At 47.4% G+C, this 17,826-nt stretch carries 14 protein-coding genes; 8 read left to right on the plus strand and 6 right to left on the minus strand.

From position 1 onward, the window contains the following. Positions 1 to 98: 98 nt before the first annotated feature. Entirely contained in the window at positions 99 to 353 is a 255-nt protein-coding gene (locus HPY27_RS15575) for a hypothetical protein (RefSeq protein WP_017247372.1), read from the plus strand. 49 nt (positions 354 to 402) lie between these two features. On the opposite strand, the gene HPY27_RS15580 is transcribed toward HPY27_RS15575, so the two are convergent. Next, positions 403 to 1,695 (minus strand): dicarboxylate/amino acid:cation symporter, encoded by a 1,293-nt coding sequence (locus HPY27_RS15580; RefSeq protein ID WP_173623163.1) that lies wholly within the window; start codon positions 1,693 to 1,695, stop codon positions 403 to 405. A gap of 248 nt (positions 1,696 to 1,943) precedes the next feature. Here HPY27_RS15580 and HPY27_RS15585 point away from each other — a divergent pair, with 248 nt between their 5' ends. The 3 genes from HPY27_RS15585 (at position 1,944) to HPY27_RS15595 (ending at position 5,003) form a co-directional block, all read left to right on the plus strand. Then, complete coding sequence (locus HPY27_RS15585; RefSeq protein ID WP_173623162.1) at positions 1,944 to 2,681, plus strand: stalk domain-containing protein; 738 nt, start codon at positions 1,944 to 1,946, stop codon at positions 2,679 to 2,681. A 212-nt stretch (positions 2,682 to 2,893) separates the two neighbouring features. Next, on the plus strand, positions 2,894 to 3,580 hold the full coding sequence (locus HPY27_RS15590; RefSeq protein ID WP_017247369.1) for a response regulator transcription factor: 687 nt from the start codon (positions 2,894 to 2,896) through the stop codon (positions 3,578 to 3,580). Continuing rightward, a complete protein-coding gene (locus tag HPY27_RS15595) occupies positions 3,549 to 5,003 on the plus strand; it encodes a HAMP domain-containing sensor histidine kinase (protein WP_017247368.1) in 1,455 nt (484 codons plus the stop codon). Before HPY27_RS15590 ends, HPY27_RS15595 begins: the two co-directional genes overlap by 32 nt. Before the next feature lie 5 nt (positions 5,004 to 5,008). On the opposite strand, the gene HPY27_RS15600 is transcribed toward HPY27_RS15595, so the two are convergent. Next, positions 5,009 to 6,058, minus strand: coding sequence for a DctP family TRAP transporter solute-binding subunit (locus tag HPY27_RS15600; RefSeq protein WP_174225386.1), 1,050 nt, complete (start codon positions 6,056 to 6,058; stop codon positions 5,009 to 5,011). Positions 6,059 to 6,155: 97 nt separating this feature from the next. Here HPY27_RS15600 and HPY27_RS15605 point away from each other — a divergent pair, with 97 nt between their 5' ends. The 4 genes from HPY27_RS15605 to HPY27_RS15620 are packed head-to-tail and all read left to right on the plus strand — an operon-like array spanning position 6,156 to position 10,806. Next, positions 6,156 to 7,727: an ATP-binding protein gene (locus tag HPY27_RS15605; protein ID WP_017247366.1), complete on the plus strand. Its 1,572-nt coding sequence runs from the start codon at positions 6,156 to 6,158 to the stop codon at positions 7,725 to 7,727. After that, positions 7,714 to 8,475 carry a response regulator gene (locus HPY27_RS15610; RefSeq protein ID WP_174225387.1) on the plus strand — a complete coding sequence of 254 codons (762 nt, stop codon included), beginning with the start codon at positions 7,714 to 7,716 and terminating at the stop codon, positions 8,473 to 8,475. Before HPY27_RS15605 ends, HPY27_RS15610 begins: the two co-directional genes overlap by 14 nt. Further along, positions 8,462 to 9,832: a sigma-54 interaction domain-containing protein gene (locus HPY27_RS15615; RefSeq protein ID WP_017247364.1), complete on the plus strand. Its 1,371-nt coding sequence runs from the start codon at positions 8,462 to 8,464 to the stop codon at positions 9,830 to 9,832. Before HPY27_RS15610 ends, HPY27_RS15615 begins: the two co-directional genes overlap by 14 nt. Positions 9,833 to 9,876: 44 nt before the next feature. Continuing rightward, positions 9,877 to 10,806 carry a S66 peptidase family protein gene (locus tag HPY27_RS15620; protein ID WP_017247363.1) on the plus strand — a complete coding sequence of 310 codons (930 nt, stop codon included), beginning with the start codon at positions 9,877 to 9,879 and terminating at the stop codon, positions 10,804 to 10,806. Positions 10,807 to 11,021: 215 nt separating this feature from the next. Here the strand turns inward: HPY27_RS15620 and HPY27_RS15625 are convergent, their stop codons facing one another. The 4 genes from HPY27_RS15625 to HPY27_RS15640 form a co-directional block, all read right to left on the minus strand. After that, positions 11,022 to 13,025, minus strand: a complete 2,004-nt coding sequence (locus HPY27_RS15625) for a serine hydrolase domain-containing protein (protein WP_173623157.1) — start codon at positions 13,023 to 13,025, stop codon at positions 11,022 to 11,024. Between the two features lie 216 nt (positions 13,026 to 13,241). Continuing rightward, complete coding sequence (locus tag HPY27_RS15630) at positions 13,242 to 13,394, minus strand: hypothetical protein (RefSeq protein WP_173623156.1); 153 nt, start codon at positions 13,392 to 13,394, stop codon at positions 13,242 to 13,244. A gap of 74 nt (positions 13,395 to 13,468) precedes the next feature. Beyond that, positions 13,469 to 15,457 carry a serine hydrolase domain-containing protein gene (locus HPY27_RS15635; protein ID WP_174225388.1) on the minus strand — a complete coding sequence of 663 codons (1,989 nt, stop codon included), beginning with the start codon at positions 15,455 to 15,457 and terminating at the stop codon, positions 13,469 to 13,471. A gap of 208 nt (positions 15,458 to 15,665) precedes the next feature. Then, positions 15,666 to 17,657 carry a serine hydrolase domain-containing protein gene (locus HPY27_RS15640; protein WP_174225389.1) on the minus strand — a complete coding sequence of 664 codons (1,992 nt, stop codon included), beginning with the start codon at positions 17,655 to 17,657 and terminating at the stop codon, positions 15,666 to 15,668. Between the last annotated feature and the right edge of the window lie 169 nt (positions 17,658 to 17,826).

Genomic DNA, 17,826 nt, shown 5'->3' on the forward strand with positions numbered 1-17,826 from the left:
CACACTTATAAACGGACAGGAATATTAACTTTCCTCTAAAACAAGGTCACTCCTCATGAGTGGGCTTCGTATAGAGGTTATTTTAAGGATGATGAAACATGGCGAACAAACAGTATCGATTAACAGAAGCTGAATGGGTCTTTATTCAAGACATGCGGTCCATGGATATGGATGAGCTATTAGACATCGTGATCGCATTGCGCAATGAGGTAAAGGAACTGGAGAAAAAGGCGGAGCTGATTAGAGAGCGCGAGAAAGAGGGCTGGCAGGAGGAGTATCAGGCAGCACAGAAGCGAATTAATCACCTGCGCCAATTCGAGGTTGAGCTTCGTAAGACATGGCCAAATGACTAAAGCAAAAAGAGGTTCTCTCTGAAGTAGGAGAACCTCTTTTTTATATGGACTAGGCCGTGATCGGTTTTGCTTCTGAATCGTTGTCCGACTCGATGGCGGTTTCGTCTGTTTGTTGGACGCGTCCCGGATGGAACTCATTTTCATGCTTGGCTATGACCACAGTGGCTACGCCATTTCCGATCAGATTCGTAATGGCACGAGCCTCTGACATGAAGCGATCAACGCCGAGCAAGAGCGCAATGCCTTCGACCGGAATGACAGGGAAGGCTGCCAAGGTAGCGGCGAGTGTAATGAAACCAGAACCTGTTACACCGGCAGCCCCTTTTGACGTAATCATCAGGATTCCTAAAAGGGTGACCTGTTCCCAGAAGCTGAGCTCGATGCCATAGGCCTGGGCGATAAAAATGGCAGCCATAGATAAATAGATGGAGGTACCATCCAGGTTAAACGAGTAGCCCGTCGGTACGACCAGACCGACAACGGATTTGGAGCAGCCGTACTTCTCCAGCCGATCCATCATTCTCGGAAGAGCGGATTCTGAGGAGGAGGTGCCAAGCACGAGCAGGATTTCCTCTCGAATGTATTTGATAAACGCGAAGATGCTGAATTTGTAGTAGCGCGCGATCCCGCCCAGTATGAGAATAATGAACAAAAACATCGTGATGTAGACAGCCGTCATCAAAAGGCCCAGTCTGGTCAGCGAACCGATGCCGAATTTGCCAATCGTGTACGCCATTGCGCCAAATGCAGCTAGCGGAGAAACCTTCATGATCATGTTGACTACACCGAAAAATCCGTGCGCCAGCTTATCAAACAGCTTGATGACAGGCTGGGACGCTTGCCCCATGGCAGCGAGTGAAAGACCAAACAGGACAGCGAAGAACAGAATAGGCAACAGCTCGCCATTAGCCATAGCCCCGACGACATTTTCCGGGATGATCCCCGTAATAAAATCAATAAAACCGTTGTTACTCTGAGCAGCAGCCTCCGTGTACTTGGAGACGTCCCCGCTGGTCAGGCCCGTTTTGTCAAAGCCTACCCCAGGCTTGATCAGGTTGACAACCAACAGTCCGATCGCCAATGCGATTGTGGTAACGATTTCAAAATAGAGCAGTGCTTTGCCGCCGATCTTTCCGACCTTTTTCATGTCTCCCATACTGGCGATTCCATTTACGACAGTGAAGAAGACAATCGGTGGGATGATCATTTTGATCAGTTTGACAAAAATGTCGGCTAACACCTTCAGCTCTGCGCCAAATTTGGGTGCAAAATGACCAACTAGGATACCGAGAATGATGGCAATTACAACCTGTACGGTCAGATTTCTAAAGTTGATCCGCATGAAATTCGTTCCTCCTCCAGGTTTTGAAAACGCTTTATTCCTCTTTTTCGCATTGTATAAATTGGCTGGAAAATTGAAAATAATGCGGTCATATTGGTTGTTTTGGTCCTTTTGGTCACAGAAATCCCCTCAAATTGGAAAGGAAAAAATCAATTGTTGACATACTCTCGACACGAACGATAGGTAAAGTAGGAAATGTACATAGTGACACGAAAGAAATAGACAACCGGGAGAATGGAGGATTTTCTATGTTCAAGAAGCAATATCTGGCGATTGCCTCAGCGTTGATTCTGACTACCACGCTTATTCCGACGAGCTCTCAAGCAGCGACTGGAACGAAGAATCTGCAAGCTAAGTACAACAATATTAAAGTTATTTATAACGGCGCAGCTGTTCCAACTACAATCGAACCATTCATCGTAAACGGAACCACGTACATTCCACTTCGCATGATGGCTGGCGTATTCAACAAGGATGTAGCATGGGATGGCACGAAGTACACCGTTACGGTAAAAGACATGCCTAACTCCCAACAAGCAAACGAGTTGGCTGCACGTGATGCTCAAATCAGAAGCCTGCAAGGCACAATTGACAGCCTGAACAAACAGATTACTGATTTGAAAAACAGCAAGAGCAACAGAGATGATGACGATGATGTCCAAGATGACCTGGACGACCTGGAAGATCAACTCGACAAGGACTACGATGACTTCAAAGATATCGAGTGGAAGTTCACGCTGAAGGGCGATGAAGATGATATCGATGTAGAAATTGAGGTTGACCTGGATGAGTTCCAAGACGAGTACGATGATCTGGATGATTCCGATTTCGAAGACCTCGTTGAAAGTGTAGTAAAAGACATTTGGGATGAGTTCGAAGATGCTGACATTGATGGCGAAATCGTTGACGAGGATGGCGACAACCTGCACGATTTCTCCGCTGATGCCAGCGATGAAGAAATCTTTTTCGAAGATGACGAAATCTAATTAATTTCTTCATAGTGGGGACGTTTCTCACAAAAAAAGCCTTGCTCCTTTACATGGGATGCAAGGCTTTTTTCCTATTTTCCAAAAACATCAAAGGCAAATTTTAATACAAGGTTGTAAACTGATAGAATAGAAGTACGTAGAGTATAGAGGACCATGCGAGAATTCGCGAATAGGAATGATTATATGTCTGTAAATCAGGTAGGGAAGATATGAAAAGTATTTTATTGGTAGAAGATGAACTAGTGATATCGCGCGTGCTGAAGGCTTACTTGCAAAAGGCAGGGCATGAGGTCTGGCAAGCGAATGACGGGATCGAGGCCGTGCAGCTTTTTGATGAAAAAAAGCCGGATTTGGTTCTATTGGATGTCATGCTCCCTGAACGCAATGGTTGGGAAATCCTCCAGTATATTCGCGAAAAGAGCTCCTGTCCGGTCATTATCATGACTGCGCTGGGCCAGACAGACCAAAAGCTCAAGGGACTGAATCAAGGAGCAGATGACTACATAACGAAGCCTTTTGTCGCGGACGAAGTAGTGGCGCGAGTAAATGCGGTGCTACGGCGCTCTGTTATTTTGGTGAAAGATCAAGAGACCCGACTATTTGGAAGCTTGAAAATAAACTTTCAGTCCCATCACGTGACGTTGCATGGTCTCGAACTGACGTTTCACCCGCGCGATCTGTCCTTGCTGCTTTTTCTGGCACAAAATCCGAATCAGACCTTTACCCGTGAGCAATTGATTGAACAAGTATGGGGAATAGACTACGGGGGAAGTGACCGTGCCGTAGACCTGGCGATCAAGCGAGTCAGAAAGACTCTGGAGAATTGGCCGGTTCATGAGGGCGAGATCAAGACGCAAAGAGGGGTTGGGTATCAATTCTGTGTTTATAAAAAATAATGAGCCTGTATCGCTGCTGCGTTATTGGACCACACGCTATCTGCTCACCCTCGTGATCGGATTGCTCATCATTGGGGCTGTCTCTGCTTATTGGATCAAGTACGCTGCGATTGAAAAGCAGATCGAGGTCACGCGATTGTTTGCAGAGGAAGTAGCTGATCGAGTCGTCGATGATGTTGGAAATATTCTGGTGGGGGAAAAACTTCATCAGGTATTAGATAATCGGCGTAAGTTTATGGGTGTTGATCGCAACCTGATTTTGTTCATTGAAGATGTAAAAGGAGAGGTCGTTTACAGTCGACCAACCAAACTTCCCCCTCCCTTGCAGCAGGCAGCACCTGAGTTGTTGGAGCAGGCAGATAGGTGGGATAAAGTGAGGCATCCGTCAGGTGAGACACTGTACGTAGTGAGGAAAAATTTGGAATACAATGATCGAGTCATTGGCAAGGTGATCCTGCTTTTCCCAGAAACAGATATCAAAGTAGGTAAAGAAGAAATCCAATATTTGGTTATCATGCTGGGCAGTTTGGGTGTGCTTGGCTGGGCGGTTATTTATTTTCATGCGCGGAAGCTGTCTGAGCCGATTCAAAATGTGGTGATGTCCGCTCGCCAGATCGTAGAAGGAAACTACGACGTCTTGATCAATAAAACGATCAAGGAAAAGGAAATTCACGAGCTGGTGCATACGTTTGCGGAAATGGCCGACCGTCTTCGGCAGCTGGAAAGTATGCGAACAGAGCTTTTGGCTGGAGTAACACACGAGCTGAAAACCCCCGTTACGTCGATTAGTGGATTAATCCAGGCAATTAACGACGAGGTGGTTTCCGGTGAGGAGCAGAAGGAGTTTTTGGAAATCTGCTTGAAGGAAACGAAGCGCCTGCAAAAAATGGTAGAGGATTTGCTAGACTTCAATTCATTTGCCGTAGGAGCGATCACCGTTTGTCAGGAAGAGCAAAACGTGAACAAGCTAATCCGCGAGATCGCCTCACAATGGCGGATTGTCCACGACCTCGGTCACGTCACGTTTACCGTTGAGGTTCTGGAAAAGCAGACGATGATCTATGTCGATCCGGGCCGTGTACAGCAAATCTTGATTAACCTTTTGAACAACGCAAAACAGGCTGTTGGTGAGAATGGGAGCATAGCGCTCACTCTCTACGAGACGGAGACGGATTTACGAATCGACGTCAAAGATGATGGGCCGGGAATACCCGCAAAGGAACAGCCACTTGTGTTCGAGCGTTTCTTTCGGGGAAGCAATAAAAAAGACAAAGTACGTGGGCTCGGTTTGGGGCTGTCCTATTCTCGCATGATGGCGAAGGCTCTTGGCGGAGATCTCCTCCTCGCAAAAAGCACGTCAGAGGGATCAGTTTTTACGCTGATTGTGCCCATGCGCAAGGAGCAGAGCGAGGAGATTGATTGAGAGCTTCACCGGCGTTGGTGGAGCTCTCTGATTTTCTGCACCAATGGTTCTCCGATACTCGGAGCGAACTGATCGTAGACTGGCTGCAACGCTGTGATCCAGGCCGCACGTTCTTTTGCTGTCTGTAAGTGGATGTGCATTCCCCCATTTTCTTGGAGCAAGCGCAGCTGTTTGTCATTCATCGAAACAGTCAATTGATTATTGTAAGCTGTCGCTTCTTGCATCGCTTCCGATATGGCCTGCTGAATATCGGCGGGGAGATTGTTCCAAAACGTTTTATTAATCACGACGGCATAGCCCAGATAGCTGTGATTGCTGATCGTCATGTGATTTTGTACTTGGTAAAGCCGCTTGGTGTACACATTAGAGATTGTATTTTCTTCGCCGTCTACTTTTCCGGCAGCTAGCATGCTGTATAATTCATTGAAGGAAGAGCCTACAGGGATTGCCTGAAGCGTGCGAAACTGAGCTTCGATCACGTTGCCTGGAATGATGCGCAAACGTTGGCCGACAAAATCGGAAGGCATGATCAACGGGCGATTGGCTGTCACTTGCTTAAAGCCGCTTCCCCAGAAGGCCAGTCCTTTCATATCAGAATCTTCAAGCTTGTCGAATAGTATTTGGCCGATTTCCCCATTGAATACCGTTTCGACATCCTCTTGCGATCGAAACAGATAAGGCAGATCAAGGACAGCCCACTCGGGAATCGTGTTTGACAGATAGGAGAATGCAGGGGCGATCATCTGGATTTCGCCGTTTTGCAGGGCAGCCATCTCAGTTTTCTCCGTGTGGAGGATACTGTTGGGAAAGACCTGTACCTCAACACGTCCGTTTGTCTTTTCCTTCACTAGCTGGGAAAAGCGTTCGATAGTCAGACCCTTTGGCGTGTTTTCCGCAATCACATGGCTAAACTTGATGATAATTTGATTGGACAGCCCCACCTGTTCTTCGTCGTATCCTCTGTTTTCCATCAGGAAATCTGATCTGAAGCCTATAATGACAGCGCTCACAAGTCCGAGCAGGACAATGAATGTACTGGTTACCAACGATTTCATTTTCATACACCTGCTTACGTTTAATGAATTTGAGTATAAACCCAATGGAAAGGAAAGAACGAACCTGTTTGAACGATTAACAATCAAATGGAAGATTATGCTACTCTCCGTCGGAATCGTTCTTTTTTCCTTGATCATTGGAAACTTGATCATGGCCGGAGGGATTATTCGGATTACGGAAACCCAACTGGGACAGCGGCTGATGACCACAGCGCGCACGGTTGCGACGATTCCCAATGTACAAAAAAGCATTCAGGAACCAGACGGGTGGAAGGTCATCCAACCGACAGCAAACAGCCTGCGCGTCGTCAATGATGTGACGTATATCGTCGTACTGAATAGGGAGCGTGTCCGTTACTCAGACCCAATAGATGAGCGGATTGGTACCGTGTTTATGGACCCTGCGGTTGATGAGGCCTATGCCGAGCACTCCTATTTTCAAAAAGTCAAAGGAGAGATGGGAACGGCTCTGCGGGCCTACGTGCCGATCATGGATGACCAGCATCAGCAGGTGGGTGTTGTCTTGGTCGGACGTGTGATGCCGGATGTTTGGGGGATCTTGTACAGTGAGCGAAACAATATCGTGCTGACCTTTTTCTTCTCCTTATTGTTCGGGGTGTGGGGCTCTTATCAGTTGGCCCGTCACATGAAAAAGCAGATGCTCGACCTAGAGCCGGACGAAATCGCACGAATCCTGGTAGAGCGAACCGCGACCTTCCATGCCATGCACGAGGGAGTCATCGCCATCGACAATCGGGAGCGAATCACGATCTTTAACGACAGAGCGAAGCAAATTTTTGGCATAGAAGGAGAGGTGCTGGGCAAGCACATACGGTCTGTCCTGCACGACACCAGATTACCAGAAGTGCTGGAGCTACGCCAGAATTTTACCAATACAGAAATTCACGTCGGCAATACACTGCTCTGGTCCAACCGTTTTCTGATCAAGGTCGAGGAAAAGATCGTCGGCGCGATTGCGATTTTTCAGGACAGAACAGAGGTGGCGAGAATGGCGGAGGAGCTGACAGGCGTAAAAGAATTCGTCGGTGCACTGCGGGTACAAAATCACGAGCACATGAACCATTTGCATACCATCGCAGGCTTGCTCCAGCTCCATCAGCATGAAAAGGCACTCGCGTATTTGTTCGAGGTCAACGAGCAGCAGGAGGAGCTCACCTCCTTTTTAACGACGCGGATCATGGATGAGAATTTATCTGGGCTCTTGATTGGCAAAGTCAGTCGCGGAAGAGAGCTGGGTATCCGTGTCGTCATTGATCGCAGGAGTCACTTGGAATGCTTTCCACCGTACATGGATCATCATAATTTCGTGCTCATTTTGGGGAATCTGATCGAGAATGCCTTTGATTCACTGGAGCGAATCGAACGCGAGGATAAGGAGATCATGATCAGTATCGAGCAAGACGAAGAGATTTGCTCTATTCTGGTGGAGGACAATGGAATCGGCATGGACGAAGAGACGCGCCGACGCATGCTGGAACGGGGATTTTCTACGAAAGAACGTGCGCACCGTGGACTTGGTCTGCATCTGGTGCATCAATTGGTCAATAAAGGGGGAGGCGAGCTGGTATGCCATTCAGCACGAGGAGAAGGGGCCAGCTTTCTCATTACGTTTCCGATGGGGGAGGTGGAGAGCCATGGAGAAGGATAACGACAACATTCGTGTACTGATAATGGAAGACGATCCGATGGTACAGGAAATCAACAAGCAGTTCATAGAGCGCGTCCCGGGCTTTGTCGTGGTCGGAATTGCAGCCAACGGGGCAGATGGACTCAAGCTAGTGAATGAGCTCACACCTGACTTGGTGATCATTGATATTTTCATGCCGATCCAGGACGGGGTGAAAACGCTGATGGAGTTGCGCGCCGCCAAACATGCTGTGGACGTCATCGTTGTGACAGCTGCAAAGGACAAGACCACGATTCAGTCCATGCTGCGCAATGGGGCGATGGACTATATTATCAAGCCGTTTCAGTTTGAACGGATCAAGCAGTCGCTGGAAAACTATCGAGAGTTTCGCCGACGGATTGATTGGGAGGGAACCGCATCCCAGGATGAGGTCGACCAGCTGTTATTCCGCAAAAGTCCAGAAAAAGAACAAGCCGATGCCACTACAGGCAGGGCAGTGCTACCGAAGGGACTGCACGCTGTCACCATGGAGCAAATCATGCGCCAGATCGAGAAAGAGAGTCAGCCGCTCTCGGCAGATGACGTGGCCGAACGCGTAGGGATCGCGAGAGTGACGGCCAGACGGTATTTGGACTATCTGGAGAAGAGCGGGAGTGTCAGAATGGATGTCAGCTATGGTGGGGTAGGCAGACCGACGAATCGCTATGTACGTGTCACTCCACAAGCTGCGGGGGGCACGGGAGGTAGAGAGCGACATGATCGATTATGAAGCCCTGATAGGCTCGCTGTTTGATATCGTGCACGTAACAGACGCAGAAGGCAGGACTTTGTATGGCTCGGAACGATATGAAGAATTTTTCGGAATCGATCCCAGGGAGATGATGGGCAAGCGTATCGAGGAGTTTCATCACCTCGGCTATTTTGCTCCAACGATTACGATGCGGGTCATTCGCGACAAGAAAAAGGTACACACGATTCAAACCACCCGCAAAAATCGCAAGCTTTTTGTGGAAGGCACACCGATTTGGGATCAGGACGGGAATTTTAGCGGAGTGATCCATACGTTCATTGATATCACGAGCCAGGAGCAACTCCAGCAGGAATTACATGAAGTCAAGTACGTCAGCACGGTCTTGCAGAGTGAAATGACCAAGGAGAACAACAGACAAAAAGGAGAGACGAGCTTGATCTACCGCAGTCAGTCCATGGAGCAGGTCGCGATGATGGCCAAAAAACTGTCGCAGGTAGAATCATCCATGATCCTTCTGGGAGAATCAGGTGTCGGAAAAGGCGTGCTGGCAAAATACATCCACGAGTGCAGTCCGCGGGTGGACAAGCCATTCGTGCATATCAACTGCGGAGCCATTCCTGAGACATTGCTGGAGTCAGAGCTGTTTGGCTATGAAAAGGGTGCTTTTACAGGAGCGTTCAAAGATGGTAAGGCAGGTTTAATTGAGAAGGCAAACGGAGGCACGCTGTTTTTGGACGAGATCGGGGAAATGTCACTCTCCTTGCAAGTGAAGCTGTTGAATGTGTTGCAAGAAAAAACCATTACGCCCGTAGGCAGCTCTGTTTCGCGAAAAGTAGATGTAAAGCTGATCACAGCCACGAATAAAAACCTGCGGCAAATGGTCAAGGAAGGCAAGTTTCGCGAGGATTTGTACTATCGCATTCACGTGGTACCATTGGAAATTCCACCGCTGCGCGAACGGCAGGAAGAGATCCCTGTGCTCGTTCATTACTTTCTCAATGTCTTTTCGCAAAAGTACTGTTTGGAAAGACAGCTCGCAGATACCTGCTACCGCATCCTCAGTGAATATGATTGGCCTGGCAATGTGAGGGAGTTGGAAAATGTGGTGGAACGGCTCGTCGTCACGTCTCACGATGTCCTCATTACGCCCGCGCAAATTCCGCGTTATATTCATAACCAAGAGACTAGTGTGAACAAAGGGATCAAGGTCGATCGTGTAATGCAGATGCAGGATGCCATGGATGAGGTGGAACGCCAGCTCGTGCACCGGGCGTATGAGCAGCATAAGACGACGACAAAGGTAGCGGAAGCGCTCGGAATCAGTCAGCCGTCTGCAAGTCGCAAGCTGCGAAAATGGCTACACCATGTGACATAGATGTACGATAATGGGGAGAGAACCCGGAGGAGGAGACTGGACAGATGAACAAAGGGAAAGCATTACGAGCGGGAGATACAATCGGAGTAGTGGCAACCTCTAGTCCTGCTACAGAAGAAGTGCTGAACAAAGCAATGGCAGAGCTGCAAGGTTTGGGATACAAGGTGAAAATATCAGATACGTGCCGAGAAGCGTACGGTGGGTATTTGGCGGGAACTCCTGAGCACCGGGCGGCTGAGCTGAATGCCATGTTCGTCGACGAGGAAGTAGACGGGATCATGTGCATGCGTGGCGGTTACGGTTCCCCGCAAATACTGTCCTTGCTCGATTATGACCTCATCGCCCAAAACCCGAAGCTGTTTATCGGCTACAGCGACATTACCGCGCTGCATACCGTTTTCGGACAGCGTGCGAATCTGGCTACCCTTCACGGACCGATGGCAACCTCAGACATCGCACATGGACTGGATGACTGGTCCAAGCAATATTTGCTGCGTGCCATGACTCGCCCCGAGCCATTGGGAGCGATCATTAATCCGCCGGGGGAAGAAATCGTCTGTCTCGTCGAAGGTCAGGCAGCTGGACCCGTAGTCGGCGGGAATCTCGCCCTCGTCTCTGCTTTGATGGGGACGCCATACCAGCTCGATACGAGAGGCAAGCTGTTGTTCCTCGAAGATATCGACGAAGAGCCGTACCGGATTGACCGCATGTTGACACAGCTTGCTCAAGGCGGCTTGTTTGATGATTGTGCGGGCGTCGTCATCGGGACATGGACCGATTGTGAGCCGAAAAAGCGCGAAGGCTTCTCTGTCTGGGATGTGTTTCAAAATATCGTCGTGCCTTACGGAAAACCGACCATCTGGAACATTCAGATCGGGCATGGTGCATGCAACATTGCTCTCCCTCTGGGCGTAGAGGCTAGTCTCGATGCGACAAACGGTGAACTGGTGATTGAAGAGAGTGTAACGATATAGTGAGAATGAGAGTGTGTTCTAAATACCTGTTCGTTGGGAAGCGCAGCAATTACTAGAAAATGATAGGTACTGGCGAGAATCCGTCTTCTATAAGCGGATTCTTTTTTCTGGACGAAGAAAGGCTGCCGAGTTTCTCGACAGCCTTAAAATAGGGGAGAGTAGTTATTAATCTTTCAACTCAGTCATCACTTTTGAAGCGCGTTTGCCATAGATGCTTACCGCTTAATCGGCAAAGAATGGTAGCCAAACGCTAAATCAATCAAGGCACTTGCTTCTTGACGCTTCAGCAAATCTTTTGCGCGGAATGTGAAAGAGCCATCTGCGCTTATCTTCGTATCAGGATCGACGATGCCTTGTGAAGCAAGCGTAGTGATCGCATCTTTTGCCCATGTATCGGCTGTGTCTTGTAGCTTCACATTGCTGGTTGCCACAGGTTCAAGCTGCTTCAAAGTTTGGATCATGACAGCAGCGGTTTGTCTTGAGATAGGTGCCGAAAGGTTCAAATCAGGGATGCTTGCGGCCAATTGCTTTCTATTGATGGCTTCATCCCCGGGAAATCCGTACCAGCCATGTGCTTTGATCAGAGCGTCAATAAATTCGCCTTGTGTCATGGTCCCTGTAGGATCAAATTGACTTCCTGTTTTTGCTCCCATAATGGAAAGCGCGCTGAGATTGTTGATATAGGTCTTATAGCTACTGGTGTTAGAAACGTCTGAGTAAGTCTCTTTCCTATCCATTTTTTGTGAATGGGCAACGGCATGTGTGACGTTATTTGGCGTGGAATAATAGAAGTATGTAATGTTACCGTTTTTCTCTTCCTTGAACGCGATTTTATTGCCTTCCTCATCTACAAACAGCAGTGGATGAATCATGCGTAGCTTTTGTTTTCCACTTGTAGCATCTTCCAGCATGAGTGAGCCATTCTCGTAGGCAATAGAAGTGCGGGTCCAAAAGCCACGCGTATTTTCGTACAGTCCGATATATTTTTGGGCATCCTTTTCACTCAAGGGCAAATACACAGGCTCTGCTTTTTCTTTTTCCGGGAAATAATGATCCATGAATTCTTTGAAAATATCGGCTCTCATGTCCGAATCATTGTTGTAGGACATATAAAAGGCGGTTTTTTGTTCAGGGATCAATACGATCAGGGAAGCATGTCCAGGAATGTTTCCACCCTTGAAAAAAACGTGCTGACCATTTGCCAGCTCTCTATAAAGGTTTTCAAAGCCTACTGTCGTGACCGGCATGTCCTTTTCCGCGAAAATCTGGTAAGAATGCATCAAGTTGATGCTTTTCTTGCTGACGATTTCCTTGCCATCAAATTTTCCGTTTTGCAACTGCATGATCAAGTAATTGGCCATGTCTTCTCCCGTTGATAGAATGCTTCCCTGCGGAGCACTACTTGGAATGAATCCTTCTGCCGGATGTGGCTCGCCATTAGGTCGGTAATGAGCAGCCATTCTCTTCAAGAGCTCAGGCTTCAAGCGTACGCTACTCGAGGACATTCCGAGAGGCTTGAACACTTTTTCATCCATATATTCGTCAAAGGGGATTCCACTTGCTTTTTCCACGGCGTAGCCAGCGAGTAAGAATCCTGTATTATCATACGAATAGACCTCGCCAGGTGGTCGGATGACGGACGGCATATTATTCTTTGAAACGAATTCAGCCAGCGAGATGTCCTGCTCGATGTATTGTGGACCGAGAAAGGTAGTGATGTCAGGAGAATCGAAGCCGCTTGAGTAAGTAAGCATGTCGTACAGAGTGAGCGGTTTTCCCGTCTTATTGGGAATCTTTAGCCCGCCGAGATATGCCTCTACATTATGATGCAGGTCTATTTTGCCCGCATCGACTTGCTGCAAGACGGCCATGGCGGTAAAGGTTTTCGTTACAGAGCCAATTTGGAACACCGTGTCTTTATCAACAGGGATATTCTTTTCCTTGTCAGCGAAGCCGTATCCTTTGTTCACGAGGACCTTGCCATCACGGACGACAACAAAGTTGGAACCATTCACATTAAATTTTTTCATTTTCTCTGCAAACAGTTGATCGGTAAACGCTTCTACTTCTTTGGCATCCAGAGGTCCTTTTATGTTGTTGGCAGCAATGGAAGCAGTCTGATTTATTTCCATTGCACCGAGCGGCTGCGTGCATGCGGCAATCAAGGTCGTGGAGAGAAGAAAAATCGTGAGACTCATTTTTTGAAAAACCTTTTTCATGTGGGATTCTCCTTTGGGTTTTGCTAATACGTTTTGGCGCACCGACTCCGAGAGTGAGCGCTTAAGTACAGTATGGCAAAGCTCGCGTCATATTCGGTAGTTACTTTGTGTCATATGACATTTTGGCACTCGCTCATGTCATGCTCAGCGGATTACGGACCAAATGAAAAAAGCTGCCGAGTTGCTCGACAGCCTTAAAGTGGGGGAGAGTAGCTATTAATCTTTCAACTCGGTAATTACTTTTGAAGCACGTTTTTCATCTGGGGTAGGGAACATTTGATATTGATGCTGAAGCTCGATTTCCTTCTCATTCAAGTCACTCGAAACTCTTTGCTCAGCTTGTCCCCTGTGTTTATCGCTATTTTCCACGACCAGTCACCTCCCTCAAAGGAGTAGGGTATACAACAAATCCCTACTTTATCCCAAAAAGAGGAAAAGGATGCTTATCGTTTAATCGGCAATGAATAGTAACCAAATGCTAAGTCAAGCAAGGCACTGGCTTCTTGACGCTTCAGTAAATCTTTTCCGCGGAATGTGAAAGAGCCATCTGCGTTTACCTTCGTGTCAGGATCGACGATGCCTTGTGAAACAAGAGCAGTAATCGCATCTTTTGCCCATGCGTCGGCCGTGTCTTGCAGCGTCACTTTGCTGGTTGCCACTGGTTCAAGCTGCTTTAAATTTTGGATCATGGCAGCAGCGACTTGTCTTGTGATTGGTGCCGATGGGTTCAAATTAGGGATGCCTGCGGCCAATTGCTGTCTAAGCACGTCTTCACTCCCGGCCAAGACGTAATGGCCCTCTGCTTTGATCAGGGCGTCAGCAAATTCGCCTTGTGTCATGGTCCCTGTAGGATCAAATTTACTTCCTGATTTCGCTCCCATAATGGAAAGGGCGCTGAGGTTGTTGATATGGGTCTTATAGCTGCTAGTGTTAGGGACGTCTGAGTAGGTCTTTTCCATTTCCATTTTTTGTGAATGGGCAACAAGGCTCATGCCGTTCATCGCTGTATAATAGAAGTATTTGATGTTACCGTTTTTGTCTTCCTTGAACGCGACTTTTTCTCCTGCCTCATCTACAAATAGCAATGGGCGAATCATTCGCAGCTTTTGTTTTCCGATTGCCTCACCCTCAAGCACGAGTGATCCATTCTCATAGGTAATAGAAGTGCGTGTCCAATAGGCACGCGTATTTCGATACAGCCCGAAATATTTTTGCGCATCCGCTTCACTCAAGGTCATGTAAACAGGCTCAGCTTTTTTTTCTGTTTCTGGGAAATAATGATCCATGAATTCTTTGTAAATATCAGCGCTAACCATTGAATCATTGTTGTAGGACATGAAAAAACCGGTTTTATGTTCCGGGATCAATACCATCAGGGAAGAATGGCCTGGCATGTTTCCGCCCTTCAAAACAACGTGCTGACCATTTGTATACTCTGGAAAATAGTTTTCAAAGCCTACGGTTGTGATCGGGATGTCATCCGCGAAAATCTGGTGCGTATGCATCAATTCCAAGCTTTTCTGGCTGACGATTTCCTTACCGTCAAATTTTCCGTTTTGCAGCTGCATGATCATGTACTTTGCCATGTCTTCTGCTGTTGATATAATGCTTCCCTGTGGACCATCAGTTGGAGCGTGTCCTTCTAGCGGACGTTGCTCGCCATTAAGATCGTAATTGGCAGCCATTCTCTTCATGAGCTCAGGCTTCAAACGTACACTGGTCGAGGCCATTCCGAGAGGCTTGAACACTTTTTCATCCATATACTGGGCAAAGGGGACTCCACTTGCTTTTTCCACGGCGTAGCCAGCGAGTAAGAATCCTGTATTATCATACGTATAGACTTCGCCAGGTGGTCGGATGATGGTCGGCATGTGCTTTGGAAGGAATTCATCCATAGAGATGTCCTGCCCGATGTATTGTGGACCGGTAAAGGTCGTTTCGTCTGGCAATTCGAAGCCGGGTGTGTAGGTGAGCAAGTCGTACATGGTGACTGGTTTTCCTGTCTGATTAGGAATTTTTAGCCCACCGAGATATTCCTCTATATTTGCATGCAGGTCAATTTTACCCGCATCGACTTGCTGCATGGCAGCCAAAGCGGTAAAGGTTTTCGTTACAGAGCCAATTTGGAACACCGTGTCTTTATCAACAGGGATTTTCTTTTCCTTGTCAGCAAAGCCGTAGCCTTTGTTCACGATGACTTTGCCATCACGGACGACAACAAAGCTGGAACCAGTCACATTATGTTCTTTCATTTTTTTTGCAAACAGTGGATCGGCAAACGCTTCTATTTCTTTGGCATCCACCGGTCCTTGGGTAGCAATGGAAGCAGCCTGAGTGGATTCCACAGCACCGAGCGACTGCGTGCATGCGGAAATCAAGGTTGTGGAGAGAAGAAAAACGACGAGACTCATTTTTTGTATCACTTTTTTCATGTGCGATTCTCCTTTTTGTGTTGGCAACACGGTTTGACGCACCGACTCTAAGAGTGAGCGCTTGAGCACAGTATGGCAAAGCTCGTGTCATACTCGGTAGTTACTTCTTGTCATCATTTTTCCGATATACTAAATAGTTGTTGTCTCTGTGATGAAACGACATGACTTGACATGCCAAATGACGTTTTGGCACTGGCTCAGAGAGGAGTTAGTTTCGTTTAATCGGCAGCGAATAGTAGCCAAACGCTAAATCAAGCAAGGCACTTGCTTCTTGACGCTTCAGTAAATCTTTTGCACGGAATTTGAAAGAGCCATCTGCGCCAACCTTCGTATCAGGATCAACGATGCCTTGTGAAACAAGTGCAGTGATCGCATCTTTTGCCCATGCATCGGCATCTTGCAGCTTCGTTTTGGTGTTTGCCATTGGTTCAAGCTGCTTCAAATTTTGGATCATGACAGCAGCGACTTGTCTTGTGATTGGTGCCGATGGGTTCAAATTAGGGATGCCCGTGGCTAATTGTTGTCTAATCCCGTCTTCACTTCCGGCAAATACGTACTGGCCTTGTGCTTTGATCAGGGCGTCAGTAAATTCGCCTTGTGTCATGGTCCCTGTAGGATCAAATTTGCTTCCTGATTTCGCTCCCATAATGGAAAGAGCGTTGAGATTGTTGATATAGCTCTTATAGCGACTATTGGTAGGGACGTCTGAGTAGGTCTGTGTCACCTCCATTTTTTGTGAATCAGCAACGAGCGCAGCACCTTTTGGTGAAGCATAATAGAAGTATTTGATGTTACCGTTTTGGTCTTTCTTGAACGCGATTTTTTCGCCTTCCTCATCTACAAACAGCAATGGGTGAATCATGCGCAGCTTTTGTTTTCCGTTTATCTCATCCTCAAACATGAGTGAGCTATTCTCGTAGGAAATAGAAGTACGGGAAGAATAAATACGCGTATTTTGATAAATCCCGAAATATTTTTGCGCATCTTTTTCACTCAAGGGCAAGTAAACAGGCTCTACCGTTGCTTTTGTTTCTGGGAAGTAATGATCCATGAATTCTTTGTAAATATCGGAGCTTAAAAACGAATCATTGTTGTAGGACATAAAAAAGCCGGTTTTTTGTTCCGGGACCAATACCATCAAGGAAGAATGCCCAGGCATGTTTCCACCCTTCAAAACAACGTGTTGACCATTTGCCAGCTCTGGGAAATAGCCTTCAAAGCCTACGGTTGTGATCGGGATGTCCTTATCCGCGAAAACCTGGTACGTATGCATCAAGTCCATGCTTTTTTCGCTGACGATTTCCTTGCCGTCAAATTTTCCGTTTTGCAGTTGCATGATCATATACTTGGCCATGTCTTCGCCTGTTGATAGAATGCTTCCCTGTGGACCATCAGTTGGAGTGCGCCCTTCTGGAGGACGAAGCTCTCCTTTACGACCGACGTAATTGGCAGCCATTCTCTTCAAGAGCTCAGGCTTAAAGCGTACACTGGTCGAGGTCATTCCGAGAGGCTTGAACACTTTTTCATCCATATACTCGGCAAAGGGGATTCCACTTGCATTTTCCACGGCGTAACCAGCAAGTAAGAATCCAGAATTATCATACGTATAGGCCTCGCCAGGTGGTCGGATGACAGTCGGCATATGCTTTGGAAGGTATTCATCCATCGAGATGTCCTGATCAATGTATTTTGCACCGGTAATGGCAATGCCATCAGGCAAATCGATGCCACTTGTGTAGGTAAGCAAGTCGTACATGGTGACCGGTTTTCCTGTCGTATTAGGAATCTTTAGCCCACCGAGATATTCTTCTACATTGCCATGCAGGTCAATTTTGCCTGCATCTACTTGCTGCATGGCAGCCAAAGCGGTAAAGGTTTTTGATACAGAGGCAATTTGGAACACCGTATCTTTATCAACAGGGATTTTCTTTTCCTTGTTAGCGAAGCCGTAGCCTTTGTTCACGATGACCTTGCCATCACGTACGACAACAAAGCTGGAACCATTCACATTGTATTTTTTCATTTTCTCTGCAAACAGTGGATCGGCAAACGCTTCTACTTCTTTGGCATCCACCGGTCCGTTTATGCTGGAAGCAGTCTGATTTGATTCCATGGCACCGAGCGGCTGTGTGCATGCGGTAATCAAGGTGGTGGAGAGAAGAAAAACGACGAGACTCATTTTTTGTATCACTTTTTTCATGTGCGATTCTCCTTTTTGTGTTGGTAACACCGCAGCGACTCCTAGAGTGAGCGCTCGAGCACAGTATGGCAAAGCTCGCGTCATACTCGGTAGTTACTTCCTGTCATCACTTTTCCGACTTACAAAATGATTTTGATGAAATGACATGACTTAGCCTGTCATATGACAT

Origin of the sequence: Brevibacillus sp. HB1.1 (genome assembly GCF_013332445.1) — a bacterium.
Classification (GTDB): domain Bacteria; phylum Bacillota; class Bacilli; order Brevibacillales; family Brevibacillaceae; genus Brevibacillus; species Brevibacillus porteri.